This window comes from Paracoccus sp. N5, from assembly GCF_000371965.1.
Classification (GTDB): domain Bacteria; phylum Pseudomonadota; class Alphaproteobacteria; order Rhodobacterales; family Rhodobacteraceae; genus Paracoccus.
The window spans coordinates 238,262-253,641 of sequence record NZ_AQUO01000003.1 but is presented as its reverse complement, the minus strand read 5'-3'; the positions used below and the strand labels follow the sequence as shown (position 1 = coordinate 253,641).

Sequence of the window (15,380 nt, the reverse complement as noted above, 5' to 3'; positions counted from 1 at the left end):
ACTCCGGTTTCAATACGCCATTTGTAGCGCGTTGCTCCGGGGTCTGCCAGTCCAAAAGGAACCAATTGATCCAATTTCGGCCCCGGCGCGGCACCGGGGCCGAATTGGTTCAGATGTCAAGCGTGTTGTCACGTTCCCACTGTGTCAGATGGCCGCAGTAGGAATTCCATTCCTTGGTCTTCATCTCGATGAAGGCCTGCGCGAAGTCTTCGCCAAGCGCCGCCTTCAGTTCGGTGTTCGCGTCGAAGGTGCGAATGGCGTCCAGCAGGTTCAGCGGCAGCTTGGGCGCATCCTTGACGGTGTGGCCGTCGGCATACATGTCGATGTCCAGGCGCTTACCGGGATCGCATTTGTTGCGGACGCCGTCGATCCCGGCGGCCATGATGACGGCTTGCAGCAGGTAGGGGTTCGAGGCCCCGTCCGGCAGGCGCAATTCGATCCGGCCCTTGCCGGGAACGCGGACGAGATGGGTCCGGTTGTCGCCCGACCAGGTCACCGAGTTCGGCGCCCAGGTCGCGCCAGACGAGGTGCGCGGCGCGTTGATGCGCTTGTAGCTGTTGATCGTCGGGTTGGTGATCGCCGCCAGGGACGAGGCGTGCTTCATGATGCCGCCCAGGAAATGGTGGCCGACCTCGGACAGCCCCAGCTCGTCGTTGCCGTCGTAGAAGGCATTGGTCTCGCCATCGAGGCTCCAGCCCGAGATATGCGCGTGCATGCCCGAGCCGGTCAGCTCCAGGAACGGCTTGGGCATGAAGGTCACGCGCAGCCCGTGCTTTTCGGCGACCGATTTCAGCATGAACTTGAAAAAGGCCAGCTTGTCGGCGGTCGCCAGCGCGTCGTCGTATTTCCAGTTCATCTCGAACTGGCCGTTGGCGTCCTCGTGGTCGCTCTGATAGGGCTCCCAGCCCAGGTCGATCATGTAGTCACTGACTTCCGAGATCACGTCATAGCGCCGCATGATCGCCTGCTGGTCGTAGCAGGGCTTGGAGCCCACGTCGCGGGTATCGGCGATCTGTCCGCCGCAGGGCGAGAGAAAGAAGAACTCGGGCTCGACCCCGGTCTTGATCCGCAGGCCCTCCTTCTCGGCATCGGCGATGACGTTGCGCAGCACGTTGCGCGGCGCCTGCGGCAGGTCGGCGTCATACATCGCCGGATTTGCGGCGACCCAGGCCACCTCGGGCTTCCAGGGCAGCTGGATGACGGTCGTCGGATCGGGGACGCCCAGCATGTCGGGATGCGCGGGGGTCAGGACAAAGCCACCCGCAAAGCCCGCGAAACCGGCGCCGCCCTTGACGACGTTGTTGATCGTATAGGCCGGCACCAGCTTGGCCCGCTGCGCCCCACCCAGGTCGGTGTAGGACACCATGAAATACTTGACGCCTTTTTCCCGGGCGAATTCGGCAAGATCGGTCATTGATTTGGTCCCTGTTGAATACGGATAAGCCGGGGCGGGCTCGCGTGGCCCGCCCTTCTGGTCTTGATCAGAAGCCGCCCTGACCAGGGATCCAGCTGGTGCCAGCCAGCGGAACGCCCGCCATCGCGGCCGCCTCCAGCGTCAGCGAGCACAGATCCTCGGGCTCGAGGTTGTGGACATGGCTCTTGCCGCAGGCGCGGGCAATGGTCTGGCATTCCAGCGTCATCACCGCAAGGAAGTTGCGCAGCTTGCGCGCGGCTTCGACCGGGTCCAGGCGCTTCATCAGCTCGGCGTCCTGGGTGGTGATGCCGGCCGGGTCCTTGCCCTCGTGCCAGTCGTCATAGGCGTCGGCGGTGGTTCCCAGCGTGTCGTATTCGGCGGCCCATTTCGGGTCGTTCTCGCCAAGCGCGATCAGCGCCGCGGTGCCGATGGCGACCGCATCGGCGCCAAGCGCCAGCGCCTTCGCCATGTCCGCGCCCGAACGGATGCCGCCCGAGACCACCAGCTGCACCTTGCGGTGCATGCCCAAATCCTGCAGCGCCTTCACCGCCGGGCGGATGCAGGCCAGCGTCGGCTGGCCGACGTTCTCGATGAACACGTCCTGCGTCGCGGCGGTGCCGCCCTGCATGCCGTCCAGGACCACCACATCCGCGCCCGCCTTCACCGCCAGCGCGGTGTCGTAATAGGGCCGGGCGCCGCCGATCTTGATGTAGATCGGCTTTTCCCAGTTGGTGATCTCGCGGATCTCCAGGATCTTGATCTCCAGGTCGTCCGGGCCGGTCCAGTCGGGATGGCGGCAGGCCGAGCGCTGGTCGATGCCGATGGGCAGGTTGCGCATCTTGGCGACGCGCTCGGTGATCTTCTGGCCCAGCAGCATGCCGCCGCCGCCCGGCTTCGCACCCTGGCCGACCACGATCTCGATGGCATCGGCGCGGCGCAGGTCGTTCGGGTTCATGCCGTAGCGGCTGGGAAGATACTGATAGACCAGCTTTTCGGAATGGCCGCGTTCCTCGTTGGTCATGCCGCCGTCGCCGGTGGTGGTCGAGGTGCCGGCCATGGTGGCCCCGCGCCCCAGCGCCTCTTTCGCCGGGCCCGACAGCGCGCCGAAGGACATGCCGGCGATGGTCACCGGGATCTTCAGCTCGATCGGCTTCTTGGCAAAGCGCGTGCCCAGCGTGACCGAGGTGTCGCATTTCTCGCGATAGCCTTCCAGCGGATAGCGCGAGATCGAGGCGCCCAGGAACAGCAGGTCGTCGAAATGCGGCACCCGCCGTTTCGCCCCGCCGCCGCGGATGTCGTAGATGCCGGTATCGGCGGCGCGACGGATCTCCGCGTTGATCTCGGGGCTGTAGGTCCAGCTATTGCGGGGAAGGGTTTGCGGGGTCTTGTCCATGATGTCCCTCATCAATAGGCGCCAGCGTGATCGACGTGGAAGTTGTAGAGCTTGCGGGCCGAACCGTAGCGCTTGAACTCTTCGGGCTTGGCGTCGGCGCCGGCCCGTTCCAGCAGATCCTTCAGAAGCTCGATATGCTCGGGACGCATTTCCTTCTCGATGCAGTCCGAGCCCAGCGACTTGACCTTGCCGCGCACGAACAGCCGCGCCTCGTAGAGCGAGTCGCCAAGCGCGTCGCCGGCATCGCCCAGCACCACCAGGTTGCCGGACTGCGCCATGAAGGCCGACATATGGCCGATGTTGCCATGCACCACGATGTCGATGCCCTTCATCGAGATGCCGCAGCGCGACGAGGCATTGCCCTTGATGACCAGCAGCCCGCCCTGGCCGGTGGCGCCGGCATATTGGCTGGCGTCGCCGTCGATGATGACGGTGCCGGACATCATGTTCTCGGCCACGCCCGGCCCGGCCGAGCCGGTGACCTTGATCGTCGCCTGCTGGTTCATGCCGGCGCAGTAATAGCCGGTCGAGCCCTTCACGGTGACCTCGATCGGCGCATCCAGGCCCACGGCGATGGCATGGCCACCCTTGGGGTTCTCGATCACCCATTCGGTCTGGTTGGTCTGTTCGGCCTGCGCTTGCAGGGCCTGGTTCAGTTCGCGCAGCGGCGTTTTGGCAAGGTCGATAGTCTGCATGTCAGCGTTCCCAGAAATAGACGGTGGCAGGCTCGGGCTCCCAGACGCGGGCGTTTTCGATGCCCGGCAGGTTGGCCAATGCGCGATATTCGCTGCCAAAGGCGACGTAATCGTCGGTTTCGGCCATGACGGCGGGCTTGCAGGCGATCGGGTCGCGCACGACGCCGAAGCCGTTCTTGGTGCCGACGACGAAGGTGAAGAACCCGTCCAGGTCGTCCAGCGTGCCTTCCAGCGCCTCGCCCAGGTTGGCGCCCTCGGCCAGCCGCGACGAGATATAGCAGGCGGCGACCTCGGTGTCGTTCTGGGTCTGCGGCTTGAAGCCCTTTTCGGTCAGCACCCGGCGCATCTGGTTGTGGTTCGAAAGCGAGCCGTTATGCACCAGGCACTGGTCGTCGCCGGTCGAGAACGGATGCGCCCCCAGCGTGGTCACGGCGCTTTCGGTCGCCATGCGGGTGTGGCCGATGCCGTGGCTGCCGGCCATGTCGCGCAGGTGGAAACGCTCGGCCACGTCCTTGGGCAGGCCGACTTCCTTGTAGATCTCCATCGAATGGCCGGCGCCCATGACGCGGATGCCCTTCTCGGCCATGAAGGCGCGGGCCTGGGCCTCGGTGCCCTCGGGCAGGGTCAGCACGGCATGGGTGTCGACGACGCGCATCGTCACCGGCCCGTCCAGCGCCAGCGACAGCGCGGTGTCCAGCCCGTGGAAGGTCTGGTCGGGCGTGTCCGACTGCACGGTGATCTTCAGCTTGTTGCTGTCATCGCCATAGATCGCGATCCCGGCGCTGTCCGGGCCGCGGTCGGTCATGGTGATCAGCATATCGGTCAACAGGTCGCCCAGCTTGGGGTGCAAGGCGTCGTTCTTGAGGAACAGGCCAACAATGCCGCACATTTTTTCTTCTCCATCATGTTCAGGGAAGGCTCTGAGAAAATTTATTCACCGGAATTCGTTTTTCTTCAAGAGAAACTTTCCCTCGGAGAGAAATGCTTTCCTCCGGGGAATTGCAGCCGAAAAAATCAGCAGAATCCAGCGTTTTTCCCGGGCACCCTGCCGCGAGCAGCGACAGGCCCTGCCAGGGTCCGCCGGCGAGCCTCGCGATTTTCCGCCGTTCCGAAGCGAAGCACTGAGTCGCTGCATCGCAGCAGCGATTCATGTGCATATGCCGCATTCTGTCGCAGCCGGCGCAGGCATCTGCCTTGGCGCGCGGTTTTCTGGTTCCGGCGGCGGCGGTTCCGAATTTTACCACTTGATAAAAAATCAGCCTGTGAGACGCTCGCAGGCAATAACAAGCCAGGGAGGTCCATCGTGACCAACAGCCAGTTCACGCCGGGGGTGGTGCCCGGCCGGCTGTCGCATGACAGCTATTGCACCAATTTCAGCGACGTGGCGCCGCCGCTGGATGCGCATCAGGCCCGGGTGGAATCGGACCGCTGCTATTTCTGCCACGACGCGCCCTGCACCCAGGCCTGCCCGACCTCGATCGACATCCCGCTGTTCATCCGCCAGATCGCGACCGGCACGCCCGAGGCGGCGGCGCTGACGATCCTGTCGCAGAACATCCTGGGCGGCATGTGCGCCCGCGTCTGCCCGACCGAGAACCTGTGCGAAGGCTCCTGCGTGCGCCAGACCGCCGAGGGCAAGCCGGTCGAGATCGGCGCGCTGCAACGCCACGCGACCGACACGATCATGGCGCGGCAAAGCCATCCCTTCCTGCGCGCCGCCGCGACCGGCAAGACGGTGGCCGTGGTCGGCGCCGGGCCCGCGGGCCTGGCCTGCGCGCACCGGCTGGCGATGCACGGCCATGACGTGGTGCTGCACGAGGCGCGGGCCAAGCCCGGCGGGCTGAACGAATACGGCATCGCCTCCTACAAGGCGGTGGACGGTTTCGCCGCGCGCGAGGTGGCCTGGCTGATGCAGATCGGCGGGATCCGCCTGATCGACGACTGGCAGCTGGGCCGCGACGGCGGGCTCGCGGAGCTGAGCGGCGATTACGACGCGGTCTTCCTGGGCATGGGGCTTTCCGGCGTGAACGCCCTGCGCCTCGCCGGCGAGGACAAGCGCGGCATCGAGCCCGCCACCGGCTTCATTGCCGAACTGCGCCAGGCCCGCGACCTCGCGGCGCTGCCCATCGGCCGCGACGTGGTGGTGATCGGCGGCGGCATGACCGCGGTCGATGCCGCGGTGCAGGCGCGGCTCCTGGGGGCGCTGAACGTCTCGATCGTCTATCGCCGCGCGCGGGCCGAGATGCCGGCCTCGGCCCACGAACAGGAGCACGCCCTGGCCAATGGCGTGCGCATCATCGAGAACGCCGCCCCGGTGGCGATCCATGGCAATGGCGCGGTGCGCGAGGTCGAATTCGCCTATACCCGCCGCGGCGCGCAGGGGCTGGAGCTGACCGACCAGACCTTCCGCCTGCCGGCCGACCAGGTCTTCAAGGCCATCGGCCAGACGCTGGGCGCGATGCCGGCCGAGATCGCGCTGGACGGCGGCAAGATCCGCACCGATGCCCAGGGCCGCACCTCGGCCGCAGGGGTCTGGGCCGGGGGCGACTGCGCGCTTGGCGGCGACGACCTGACCGTGACGGCGGTGGCCCAGGGCCGCGACGCTGCCGAGGACATCCACAATTTCCTGATGGGGGCCTGAGCCATGGCGAACCTCGCGACCGACTTCATCGGCATCAAGTCGCCGAACCCGTTCTGGCTGGCCTCGGCCCCGCCCACGGACAAGGAATACAACGTCCGCCGCGCCTATGAGGCGGGCTGGGGCGGCGTGGTCTGGAAGACGCTCGGCGCCGAAGGCCCGCCGATCGTCAACGTGAACGGCCCGCGCTACGGCGTCATCCACGGCCCCGACCGCCGCGTCATGGGGTTGAACAACATCGAGCTGATCACCGACCGCCCGCTGGACGTGAACCTGCGCGAGATCAAGTCGGTCAAGCGCGACTACCCCGACCGCGCGCTGGTCATCAGCCTGATGGTGCCCTGCGACGAAGAATCGTGGCGCGACATCCTGCACCGGATCGAGGACACCGGCGCCGACGGGGTCGAGCTGAACTTCGGCTGCCCGCATGGCATGGCCGAACGCGGCATGGGCTCGGCCGTGGGCCAGGTGCCGGAATACATCGAGATGGTCACGCGCTGGGTCAAGACCCACTCCCACATGCCCTGCATCGTCAAGCTGACCCCGAACATCACCGACGTCCGGAAACCCGCCGAGGCGGCGAGACGCGGCGGCGCCGACGCGGTCAGCCTGATCAACACCATCAACTCGATCACCTCGGTCAACCTCGACGCCTTCTGCCCCGAGCCGATGATCGACGGCATGGGCACGCATGGCGGCTATTGCGGCCCGGCGGTGAAGCCCATCGCGCTGAACATGGTGGCGGAAATCGCCCGCAACCCGGCCACCCAGGGCCTGCCGATCTCTGGCATCGGCGGCGTCACCACCTGGCGCGACGCGGCCGAGTTCATGGCGCTCGGCGCCGGCTCGGTCCAGGTCTGCACCGCGGCCATGACCTATGGCTTCAAGGTGGTGCAGGAGATGATCTCGGGCCTGTCGGACTACATGGACCACAAGGGCTTCACCTCGGTCGCGGATCTGGTCGGCCGCGCCGTCCCCAAGGTCACCGACTGGCAATATCTGAACCTGAACTACACCACCAAGGCGGTGATCGACCAGGGCGCCTGCATCAAATGCGGCCGCTGCTACGCCACCTGCGAGGACACCTCGCACCAGGCCATCGGCGTCGATGCGAACCGCACCTATGTCGTCAAGGACGAGGAATGCGTCGCCTGCAACCTCTGCGTCGATGTCTGCCCGGTCGATTGCATCACCATGAAGGAACTGCCGCAGGGCGCCACCGACCCGCGCACCGGCCGCCCGGTCGCAAGCTATGCCAACTGGACCACGCATCCCAACAACCCGATGAGCCGCGCCGCCGAATGATCGCCTTCTCCGTTTCAGAAATACCCCACGGGGGTCCGGGGGTGTGAAACCCCCGGTATCGAGCGGGTCGGGGGTGTGAAACCCCCGGTATCGAGCGGGTCCGGGGGTGTGAAACCCCCGGCTGCCGCGCGTCAGACCCGAAGCAGCCGCGCGAACAGCATGTCCAGGAATGCCCCGGCCTCGTCATAGGGATCGTGGCCGGGGCCCAGCACGGCGCGCACCTGCACCTCGAAATCGGCGTAATGCTGGGTCAGGGCCCAGATGGCGAAGATCAGGTGATGCGGATCGACCGGCGCCAGCCTTCCCGCCGCGCTCCAGGCGCGGATGACGCCGGCCTTTTCATCGACCAGCGCCTTCAGCCCGGGCAGCGCCTCGGCCAGGCGCGGCGCGCCCTGCAGCATCTCATTGGCGAACAGCCGGCTTTCGCGCGGCATCTCCCGGCTCATCTCCAGCTTGCGGCGGACATAGCGCAGGATCTCGGCCTCCGGCGCGCCGGCCGGGTCCAGCTCGCGCAGCGGCGCCAGCCAGACATCCAGCAGGCCGGCCAGCAGCTCGGCATGGATCGCCTCCTTCGAGGCGAAGTAATACAGCAGGTTCGGCTTCGACAGCCCGGCCTCGGTGGCGATCTGGTCCAGCGTCGCGCCGCGAAAGCCCTGGGCGGAAAACACCTCCAGCGCGGCCTCCAGGATGGCCTTGCGGTTGCGGCGCTGGATGCGCGTCCGTGCCGGATTGCCGTCGTCCAATGTCGCCCTTTCCCGTCAGACCGCCACGCCGATGCCGCGCAGGATGACCCGTTTGACCGATTCCCGCGCCGCGCGCCAGTCCGCATCGCGCAGCGGCCCGCCGTTCAGCACCTCGATCTGGTGGCCGAAATCGGCGTAATGCTGCGTCGCGGCCCAGAGCATGTAAAGCAGGTGCTGCGGATCGGTCGGCGCCATCTTGCCGGCGTCGATCCAGCCCTGGATCACCGCGGCCCGCCCGGCGGTCCAGTCGCGCAGCGTGGTTTCCAGATAGTCCTGGATCACCGGCGCGCCATGCATCACCTCGCTGGCCCAGACCTTCGAGCCGTTCGGATGCCGGCGCGAAATCTCCATCTTGGCGTCGATATAGGCAGCGATGCCCTCGGCGGGGCCCGGGGCGTCGTCCATGGCGCGCGCGGCCTCGAGCCAGATCTGGAAGATGCGCTCGACCACGCGGCGGTAAAGCTCTTCCTTGCTGGCGAAATAATAGTGCAGGTTGGCTTTCGGTAGCCCGGCCAGATCGGCGATCAGCTGCATGGTAGCGCCGCCGAAACCGGCCTCGGCAAAGACCGTCTCGGCCGCGTTCAGGATCGCCTCCTCGGTGGCGCGGCGGTTTGCCTCGCGCCGCCCGATTCTTGGGCCTTCTGCATCGGAACTGGCGCTCATCCGGGCCTCTGCGGCTGAATTTTTGTTGACCGAATGGTCAGAACGTGGCCTCCTGCAATCTGACCATACGGTCAGAAAAGGATTCGTCGCAAGAGGGCCGAAGCCCCGAAGCCGACAGGGAGATCAAGCACATGCCAGCACCCGGAGAGAATCTCCGCATCGATTCCGCGCGGCTGTGGGACAGCCTGATGCAGATGGCCAGGATCGGTCCCGGCGTGGCCGGCGGCAACAACCGCCAGACCCTGACCGACGCCGATGCCGAGGGTCGCGCCCTGTTCCAGCGCTGGTGCGAGGAGGCCGGGCTGAGCCTGGGCGTGGACCGCATGGGCACCATGTTCGCCACCCGGCCGGGCGAGGACCCGGACGCGCTGCCGGTCTATGTCGGCTCGCATCTCGATACCCAGCCGACCGGCGGCAAATACGACGGCGTGCTGGGCGTGCTGGCCGGGCTGGAGCTGGTGCGGACGATGAACGACCTTGGCATCCGCACCCGGCATCCCATCGTGGTGACGAACTGGACCAATGAGGAGGGCGCGCGTTTCGCGCCGGCCATGCTGGCCTCGGGCGTCTTCGCCGGGGTGCTGGACCTGGACTATGCCTATGCCCGCGAGGATCAACAGGGCCTGCGCTTCGGCGACGAGCTGAAGCGCATCGGCTGGCTGGGCGAGGAAGAGGTCGGCGCCCGCAAGATGCATGCCTATTTCGAATATCACATCGAGCAGGGCCCGATCCTGGAGGCCGAGCAGAAGACCATCGGCGTGGTGACGCATTGCCAGGGGCTGTGGTGGCTGGAATTCACCCTGACCGGGCGCGAGGCGCATACCGGCTCGACGCCCATGGAGATGCGGGTGAATGCCGGGCTGGCCATGGCGCGGATTTTCGAGATGGTTCAAGAGGTTGCGATGGCCGCCCAGCCTGGCGCCGTGGGCGGCGTCGGGCAGGTGAAGTTCAGCCCGAATTCGCGCAACGTGCTGCCGGGGACGGTGGTCTTCACGGTCGACATCCGCAGCCCCGACCAGGCCAAGCTGGACGGGATGCGGGCCGAGATCGAGACGCGCGCGCAGGAGATTTGTGATGCGTTGTCAGTGGGTTGTTCGGTCGAGGCGGTGGGGCATTTCGACCCGGTGACCTTCGACCCGGTGCTGGTCGGGCGGGTGCGCGAGGCGGCCGAGCGGCTGGGACTGGATCATTGCGACATCATCTCGGGCGCGGGGCATGATGCCTGCTGGGCGGCGAAGGTCGCGCCGGCGACCATGGTCATGTGCCCCTGCGTCGGCGGGCTTTCGCATAACGAGGCCGAGGAGATCAGCCCGGAATGGGCCGCCGCCGGGGCCGACGTGCTGCTGCATGCGGTGCTGGAGACGGCCGAGGTGGTCGCGTGATGGTGCGGCCGGGCCGGGGGCTCTGCCCCCGGACCCCCGGGGTATTTGGAAAACGGAGAAGGGCTGAGGCATGAGCACGGTCATCAAGGGCGGCACCATCGTCACGGCGGATCTGAGCTATCCGGCGGATGTGCTGATCGAGGGCGGGCGGATCGTCGAGATTGGCCAGGGGCTGGCGGGCGATACGGTGCTGGATGCGACGGGCTGCCATGTCATGCCGGGCGGGATCGACCCGCATACGCATCTGGAGATGCCCTTCATGGGCACCTATTCCAGCGATGATTTCGAGAGCGGGACGCGGGGGGCGCTGGCCGGCGGCACCACGATGGTGGTGGATTTCGCCCTGCCCGCCCCGGGCGAGGGGCTGCTGGATGCCTTGAAGAAATGGGACAACAAGGCCGGGCGGGCCTGCTGCGATTATTCCTTTCACATGGCGGTCACCTGGTGGGGCGAGCAGGTCTTTGACGAGATGCAGGCCGTGACCGGGCGCGGCATCAATACCTTCAAGCATTTCATGGCCTACAAGGGCAGCCTGATGGTGAATGACGAGGAGCTGTTCGCCAGTTTCCGGCGCTGCGCCGAGCTGGGAGCGATCCCGCTGGTCCATGCCGAGAACGGCGATATCGTCGCCAGCATGTCGGCCAGGCTGCTGGCCGAGGGCAACACCGGGCCCGAGGCGCATGCCTATTCCCGACCGAGCCAGGTCGAGGGCGAGGCGACCAACCGCGCCATCATGATCGCCGACATGGCCGGGGTGCCGCTTTATGTCGTGCATACCTCCTGCGAGGAAAGCCATGAGGCGATCCGGCGGGCGCGGAGCTTGGGCAAGCGGGTCTGGGGCGAGCCGCTGATCCAGCATCTGGTGCTGGACGAGAGCGAATATGCCAACCCGGATTGGGACCATGCGGCGCGGCGGGTGATGTCGCCGCCGTTCCGCGACAAGCGGCACCAGGACAGCCTGTGGGCCGGGCTGGCCTCGGGCAGCCTGAGCTGCGTGGCGACGGATCATTGCGCCTTTACCACCGCGCAGAAACGCTTTGGCATCGGCGATTTCACCAAGATCCCGAACGGCACCGGCGGGCTTGAGGAGCGGATGCCGATGCTGTGGACCATGGGTGTCAGGACCGGGCGGCTGACGCCGAACGAGTTCGTGGCGGTGACCTCGACCAATATCGCCAAGATCCTGGACATCTATCCCAGGAAGGGCGCGGTGCTGGTCGGCGCCGATGCCGATCTGGTGGTCTGGGATCCGGAGGCGAAAAAGACCATCACCGCCGCGGGGCAACAATCCGCCATTGATTACAATGTCTTCGAGGGGCGCGAGGTGGTGGGGCTGCCGCGCTTTACCCTGACCCGCGGCGTGGTCGCGGTGACCGAGGGCAAGGTCGATACGCATGAGGGCCATGGCCAGTTCGTGGCGCGCGAGCCCCGGGGCGCGGTCGGCCGGGCGCTGTCGACCTGGAAGGCGCTGAGCGAGCCCAGGCCGGTGTCGCGCGCCGGCATTCCGGCCAGCGGGGTGTGAGGTGGAGGCGGCACCGGCGGTCATCGAGGCCCGGCACCTGAACCTGACCTTTCCCACCGACGACGGCCCGGTCCATGCGCTGAAGGACGTGGACCTGACCGTGGCGCCCGGCGATTTCGTCAGCTTCATCGGCCCCTCGGGCTGCGGCAAGACCACGCTTCTGCGCTGCATCGCCGCGCTGGAGACGCCGACGGGCGGCAGCCTGACCGTGCGCGGCATGACGGCCGATGCGGCGCGGCGGGCCAGGAGCTACGGCTATGTCTTTCAGGCGGCTGGACTTTATCCCTGGCGCACCATCGCCGGGAACATCCGCCTGCCGCTGGAGATCATGGGCTATCCCAAGGCGGAGCAGGCGACACGGGTCCAGGCGGTGCTGGATCTGGTGGAGCTCGGGCAGTTCGGCCGCAAGTTCCCCTGGCAGCTGTCGGGCGGCATGCAGCAGCGCGCCAGCATCGCCCGCGCGCTGGCCTTCGACGCCGAGATCCTGCTGATGGACGAGCCCTTCGGCGCGCTGGACGAGATCGTGCGCGACCGGCTGAACGAGGAGCTGTTGCGGCTGTGGCAGCGGACCGGCAAGACCATCGCCTTCGTCACCCATTCCATCCCCGAGGCGGTTTACCTGTCCACCCGGATCGTGGTCATGTCGCCGCGCCCGGGGCGCATCACCAAGGTGATCGAAAGCCCGCTGCCGCGGGTCCGGCCATTGGATATTCGCGACACACCCGAGTTCATCCGCATCGCCCATGAGGTGCGCGAGGGTTTGCACGAGGGACACGGCCATGATTGAGGCTGCGGTCCGCACCGGAGATGCACGGGGCGTACACCGCGCGTACACCGGGGATGCACCGTTTGGCGCCGTTCGCGGAAGGATTGCGACATGAGCCGCGTCCTGCCGGTCCTGACCGTGCTGCTGGCGATCCTGGTGATCTGGTACGCTGCGGCAGTCATGCTGAACCGGGCCTGGGTGCTGGACCAGGCGGCGCGGGCGGGCAGCGAGATCGGCTTCGGCCAGATGCTGCGCGAGACCATGGTGCAGGACCGGCCGGTGCTGCCGGCGCCGCATCAGGTCGCCAAGGGGCTGTGGGACGGCGTGGCCGGGCAGAAGATCACCTCGAAGCGCAGCCTGATCTGGCATGCCGGGGTGACGCTGTCGGCGACGCTGGCCGGGTTCGCGCTGGGGACGGCGGCGGGGCTTTTGCTGGCCATCGGCATCGTGCACAGCCGGGCGATGGACATGAGCGTGATGCCCTGGGCCATCGCCTCGCAGACCATCCCGATCCTGGCGATCGCGCCGATGGTGATCGTGGTGCTGGCCTCGCTCGGGATCAAGGGCTTGCTGCCCAAGGCGCTGATCGCCGCCTATCTGAGCTTCTTCCCGGTGCTGGTCGGCATGGTCAAGGGCTTGCGGGCGCCGGACGGGATGCAGCTGGACCTGCTGCGGACCTATAGTGCCTCGCAGGGGCAGACCTTGCGGATGCTGCGGCTGCCGTCCTCGGTGCCCTATCTGTTCGCCTCGCTGAAGGTCGGGATCGCGGCGGCGCTGGTCGGGACCATCGTCGCGGAACTGCCGGCGGGGGCGACGGCGGGGCTGGGCGCGCGGCTGCTGTCGGGCAGCTATTACGGCCAGACCGTGCAGATCTGGGCGGCGCTGTTCGCCGCCGCCATCCTGGCCGCGGTGCTGGTCATGCTGATCGGCGCGGTCGAGCGGGTGACGTTGAGCCGCATGGGGTTTTCGCGATGAGCTGGCAGGGCTGGGCCGCCATCGGCTTCTGGATCGCGGCCATGGCGCTGAACGTGCAGGTCGCGAACCGGCATGGCGCGGCGCGATGGGCGCGGGTCTTTGTGCCGACGCTCTTCGGCGTCACGCTGCTGGTGCTGTGGCAGGGGCTGGTGCGCGGGCTGGCGGTCAGCCCGGTGATCCTGCCGGCGCCGACCGACATCGCGGCGCGCCTTGCCGGCAGCCTGCCGCTGCTTTGGGGCGATTTCAGCCAGACCATCCTGAAGGGGGCGCTGTCGGGCTATGTCATCGGCTGCGGCGCCGCCGTGCTGACCGCCATCGCGGTGGACCGCTTTCCCTTCCTGCAAAGGGGGCTGCTGCCGGTCGGCAATTTCGTCGCCGCGCTGCCCATCGTCGGCATCGCGCCGATCCTGGTGATGTGGTTCGGCTTCGACTGGCAGTCCAAGGCCGCCGTGGTCGTGGTCATGGTGTTCTTCCCGGTGCTGGTGAACATGGTCGCGGGGCTGGCGGCCACCGATCCGCTGCAACGCGACCTGATGCGGACCTATTCCGCGAGCTATCGCGACACGCTGTTGAAGCTGCGCCTGCCGGCCGCCATGCCGTTCCTGTTCAACGGCTTGAAGATCGCCACCACCTTGGCGCTGATCGGCGCCATCGTGGCCGAGTTCTTCGGCTCGCCCACGCGGGGCATGGGCTTCCGCATCGCGACCGCCGTGGGGCAGCTGGACCTGCCGCTGGTCTGGGCCGAGATCGCGGTGGCGGCGCTGGCCGGCAGCGGCTTCTTCGGCCTGATGACGCTGGCCGAAAAGGCGGTCACCTTCTGGCACCCTTCGCAGCGGGGGCGATGATTTCAACCGGCATTTCAACCAGTCCGGACAAAACCGGCAACCAACAGTGGAGACGGGAATGAACAGATTTCTGATCGGAGCCGCTCTGGCAGCCCTCGCGGTGGGGGCGGCACAGGCGGAAGAGGTGAAGCTGCAGCTGAAATGGGTCACGCAGGCCCAGTTCGCCGGCTATTACGTCGCCAAGGACAAGGGTTTCTATGAGGAGGAGGGGCTGGAGGTCGACGTCATGCCCGGCGGGCCCGACATCTCGCCCACCCAGGTCATGGCCGGAGGCGGCGCCGACGTGACGGTGGACTGGATGCCGTCGGCGCTGGCCGCGCGGGAAAAGGGGCTGGCGCTGGTCAATATCGCCCAGCCGTTCAAGAGCTCGGGGATGATGCTGACCTGCCTGAAGGAAAGCGGCATCACCGGCCCCGAGGATTTCCGCGGCAAGACGCTGGGGGTCTGGTTCGGCGGCAACGAATATCCGTTCCTCAGCTGGATGGCGACGCTGAAGATCCCGACCGACGGCTCGCCCGAGGGGGTGACGGTACTGAAGCAGGGCTTCAACGTCGATCCGCTGCTGCAAAAGCAGGCGGCCTGCATTTCGACCATGACCTATAACGAATATTGGCAGGTGATCGATGCCGGGCTGAAGCCCGAGGATCTGGTGACCTTCAAATACGAGGACGAGGGTGTCGCCACGCTGGAGGACGGGCTTTACGTCATGGAGGACAAGCTGAAGGATCCCGAATTCGTCGCGAAGATGGAGAAATTCGTCCGCGCCTCGATGAAGGGCTGGAAATATGCCGAGGCGCATCCCGACGAGGCGGCGCAGATCGTCATCGACAATGACGAGACCGGCGCGCAGACGCTGGAGGTGCAGGCCCGCATGATGGGCGAGATCGCCAAGCTGACGGCCGGCTCCAACGGCGCGCTGGATCCGGCGGATTACGACCGCACGGTCAAGGTGCTGCTGGGCGGCGGCTCGGACCCGGTGATCTCGAAGGCGCCCGAGGGGGCCTATACGCTGGAGATCACCGACAAGGCCTTGCAGTAA

At 66.9% G+C, this 15,380-nt stretch carries 14 protein-coding genes; 8 read left to right on the top strand and 6 right to left on the bottom strand.

Annotated features, from left to right (window positions below; translation table 11 throughout):
- Positions 1-109 precede the first annotated feature (109 nt).
- The 4 genes from glnT to PARN5_RS0120520 form a co-directional block, all read right to left on the bottom strand.
- On the bottom strand, positions 110-1,414 hold the full coding sequence (glnT, locus tag PARN5_RS0120540; protein WP_018001653.1) for a type III glutamate--ammonia ligase: 1,305 nt from the start codon (positions 1,412-1,414) through the stop codon (positions 110-112).
- Between the two features lie 67 nt (positions 1,415-1,481).
- Entirely contained in the window at positions 1,482-2,807 is a 1,326-nt protein-coding gene (locus PARN5_RS0120530) for an FMN-binding glutamate synthase family protein (protein ID WP_018001652.1), read from the bottom strand.
- 11 nt (positions 2,808-2,818) lie between these two features.
- Positions 2,819-3,502 carry a GXGXG domain-containing protein gene (locus PARN5_RS0120525; RefSeq protein WP_018001651.1) on the bottom strand — a complete coding sequence of 228 codons (684 nt, stop codon included), beginning with the start codon at positions 3,500-3,502 and terminating at the stop codon, positions 2,819-2,821.
- 1 nt (position 3,503) lies between these two features.
- On the bottom strand, positions 3,504-4,391 hold the full coding sequence (locus PARN5_RS0120520) for a glutamine amidotransferase family protein (RefSeq protein WP_018001650.1): 888 nt from the start codon (positions 4,389-4,391) through the stop codon (positions 3,504-3,506).
- Between the two features lie 414 nt (positions 4,392-4,805).
- Between PARN5_RS0120520 and PARN5_RS0120515 the strand changes: the two genes are divergently transcribed.
- Positions 4,806-6,143: an NAD(P)-dependent oxidoreductase gene (locus tag PARN5_RS0120515; RefSeq protein ID WP_018001649.1), complete on the top strand. Its 1,338-nt coding sequence runs from the start codon at positions 4,806-4,808 to the stop codon at positions 6,141-6,143.
- A gap of 3 nt (positions 6,144-6,146) precedes the next feature.
- Positions 6,147-7,445, top strand: coding sequence for an NAD-dependent dihydropyrimidine dehydrogenase subunit PreA (preA, locus tag PARN5_RS0120510; protein WP_018001648.1), 1,299 nt, complete (start codon positions 6,147-6,149; stop codon positions 7,443-7,445).
- Between the two features lie 131 nt (positions 7,446-7,576).
- Here preA and PARN5_RS0120505 read toward each other — a convergent pair whose 3' ends face one another.
- Both PARN5_RS0120505 and PARN5_RS0120500 read right to left on the bottom strand, forming a co-directional pair.
- A complete protein-coding gene (locus PARN5_RS0120505; protein ID WP_018001647.1) occupies positions 7,577-8,188 on the bottom strand; it encodes a TetR family transcriptional regulator C-terminal domain-containing protein in 612 nt (203 codons plus the stop codon).
- Positions 8,189-8,203: 15 nt separating this feature from the next.
- A complete protein-coding gene (locus tag PARN5_RS0120500; protein ID WP_018001646.1) occupies positions 8,204-8,851 on the bottom strand; it encodes a TetR family transcriptional regulator C-terminal domain-containing protein in 648 nt (215 codons plus the stop codon).
- A 131-nt stretch (positions 8,852-8,982) separates the two neighbouring features.
- Here PARN5_RS0120500 and PARN5_RS0120495 point away from each other — a divergent pair, with 131 nt between their 5' ends.
- The 6 genes from PARN5_RS0120495 to PARN5_RS0120470 all read left to right on the top strand — a co-directional run bounded on the left by PARN5_RS0120495 (position 8,983) and on the right by PARN5_RS0120470 (position 15,380).
- Complete coding sequence (locus PARN5_RS0120495) at positions 8,983-10,233, top strand: Zn-dependent hydrolase (RefSeq protein WP_018001645.1); 1,251 nt, start codon at positions 8,983-8,985, stop codon at positions 10,231-10,233.
- A gap of 70 nt (positions 10,234-10,303) precedes the next feature.
- Positions 10,304-11,755 (top strand): dihydropyrimidinase, encoded by a 1,452-nt coding sequence (gene hydA / locus PARN5_RS0120490; protein ID WP_018001644.1) that lies wholly within the window; start codon positions 10,304-10,306, stop codon positions 11,753-11,755.
- 1 nt (position 11,756) lies between these two features.
- Positions 11,757-12,542 carry an ABC transporter ATP-binding protein gene (locus PARN5_RS0120485; RefSeq protein ID WP_018001643.1) on the top strand — a complete coding sequence of 262 codons (786 nt, stop codon included), beginning with the start codon at positions 11,757-11,759 and terminating at the stop codon, positions 12,540-12,542.
- 90 nt (positions 12,543-12,632) lie between these two features.
- Positions 12,633-13,496, top strand: a complete 864-nt coding sequence (locus PARN5_RS0120480) for an ABC transporter permease (protein WP_018001642.1) — start codon at positions 12,633-12,635, stop codon at positions 13,494-13,496.
- Positions 13,493-14,341, top strand: coding sequence for an ABC transporter permease (locus PARN5_RS0120475; RefSeq protein ID WP_018001641.1), 849 nt, complete (start codon positions 13,493-13,495; stop codon positions 14,339-14,341). The genes PARN5_RS0120480 and PARN5_RS0120475 overlap by 4 nt, the downstream gene beginning before the upstream one ends.
- A gap of 58 nt (positions 14,342-14,399) precedes the next feature.
- Positions 14,400-15,380, top strand: a complete 981-nt coding sequence (locus tag PARN5_RS0120470) for an ABC transporter substrate-binding protein (RefSeq protein WP_026155615.1) — start codon at positions 14,400-14,402, stop codon at positions 15,378-15,380.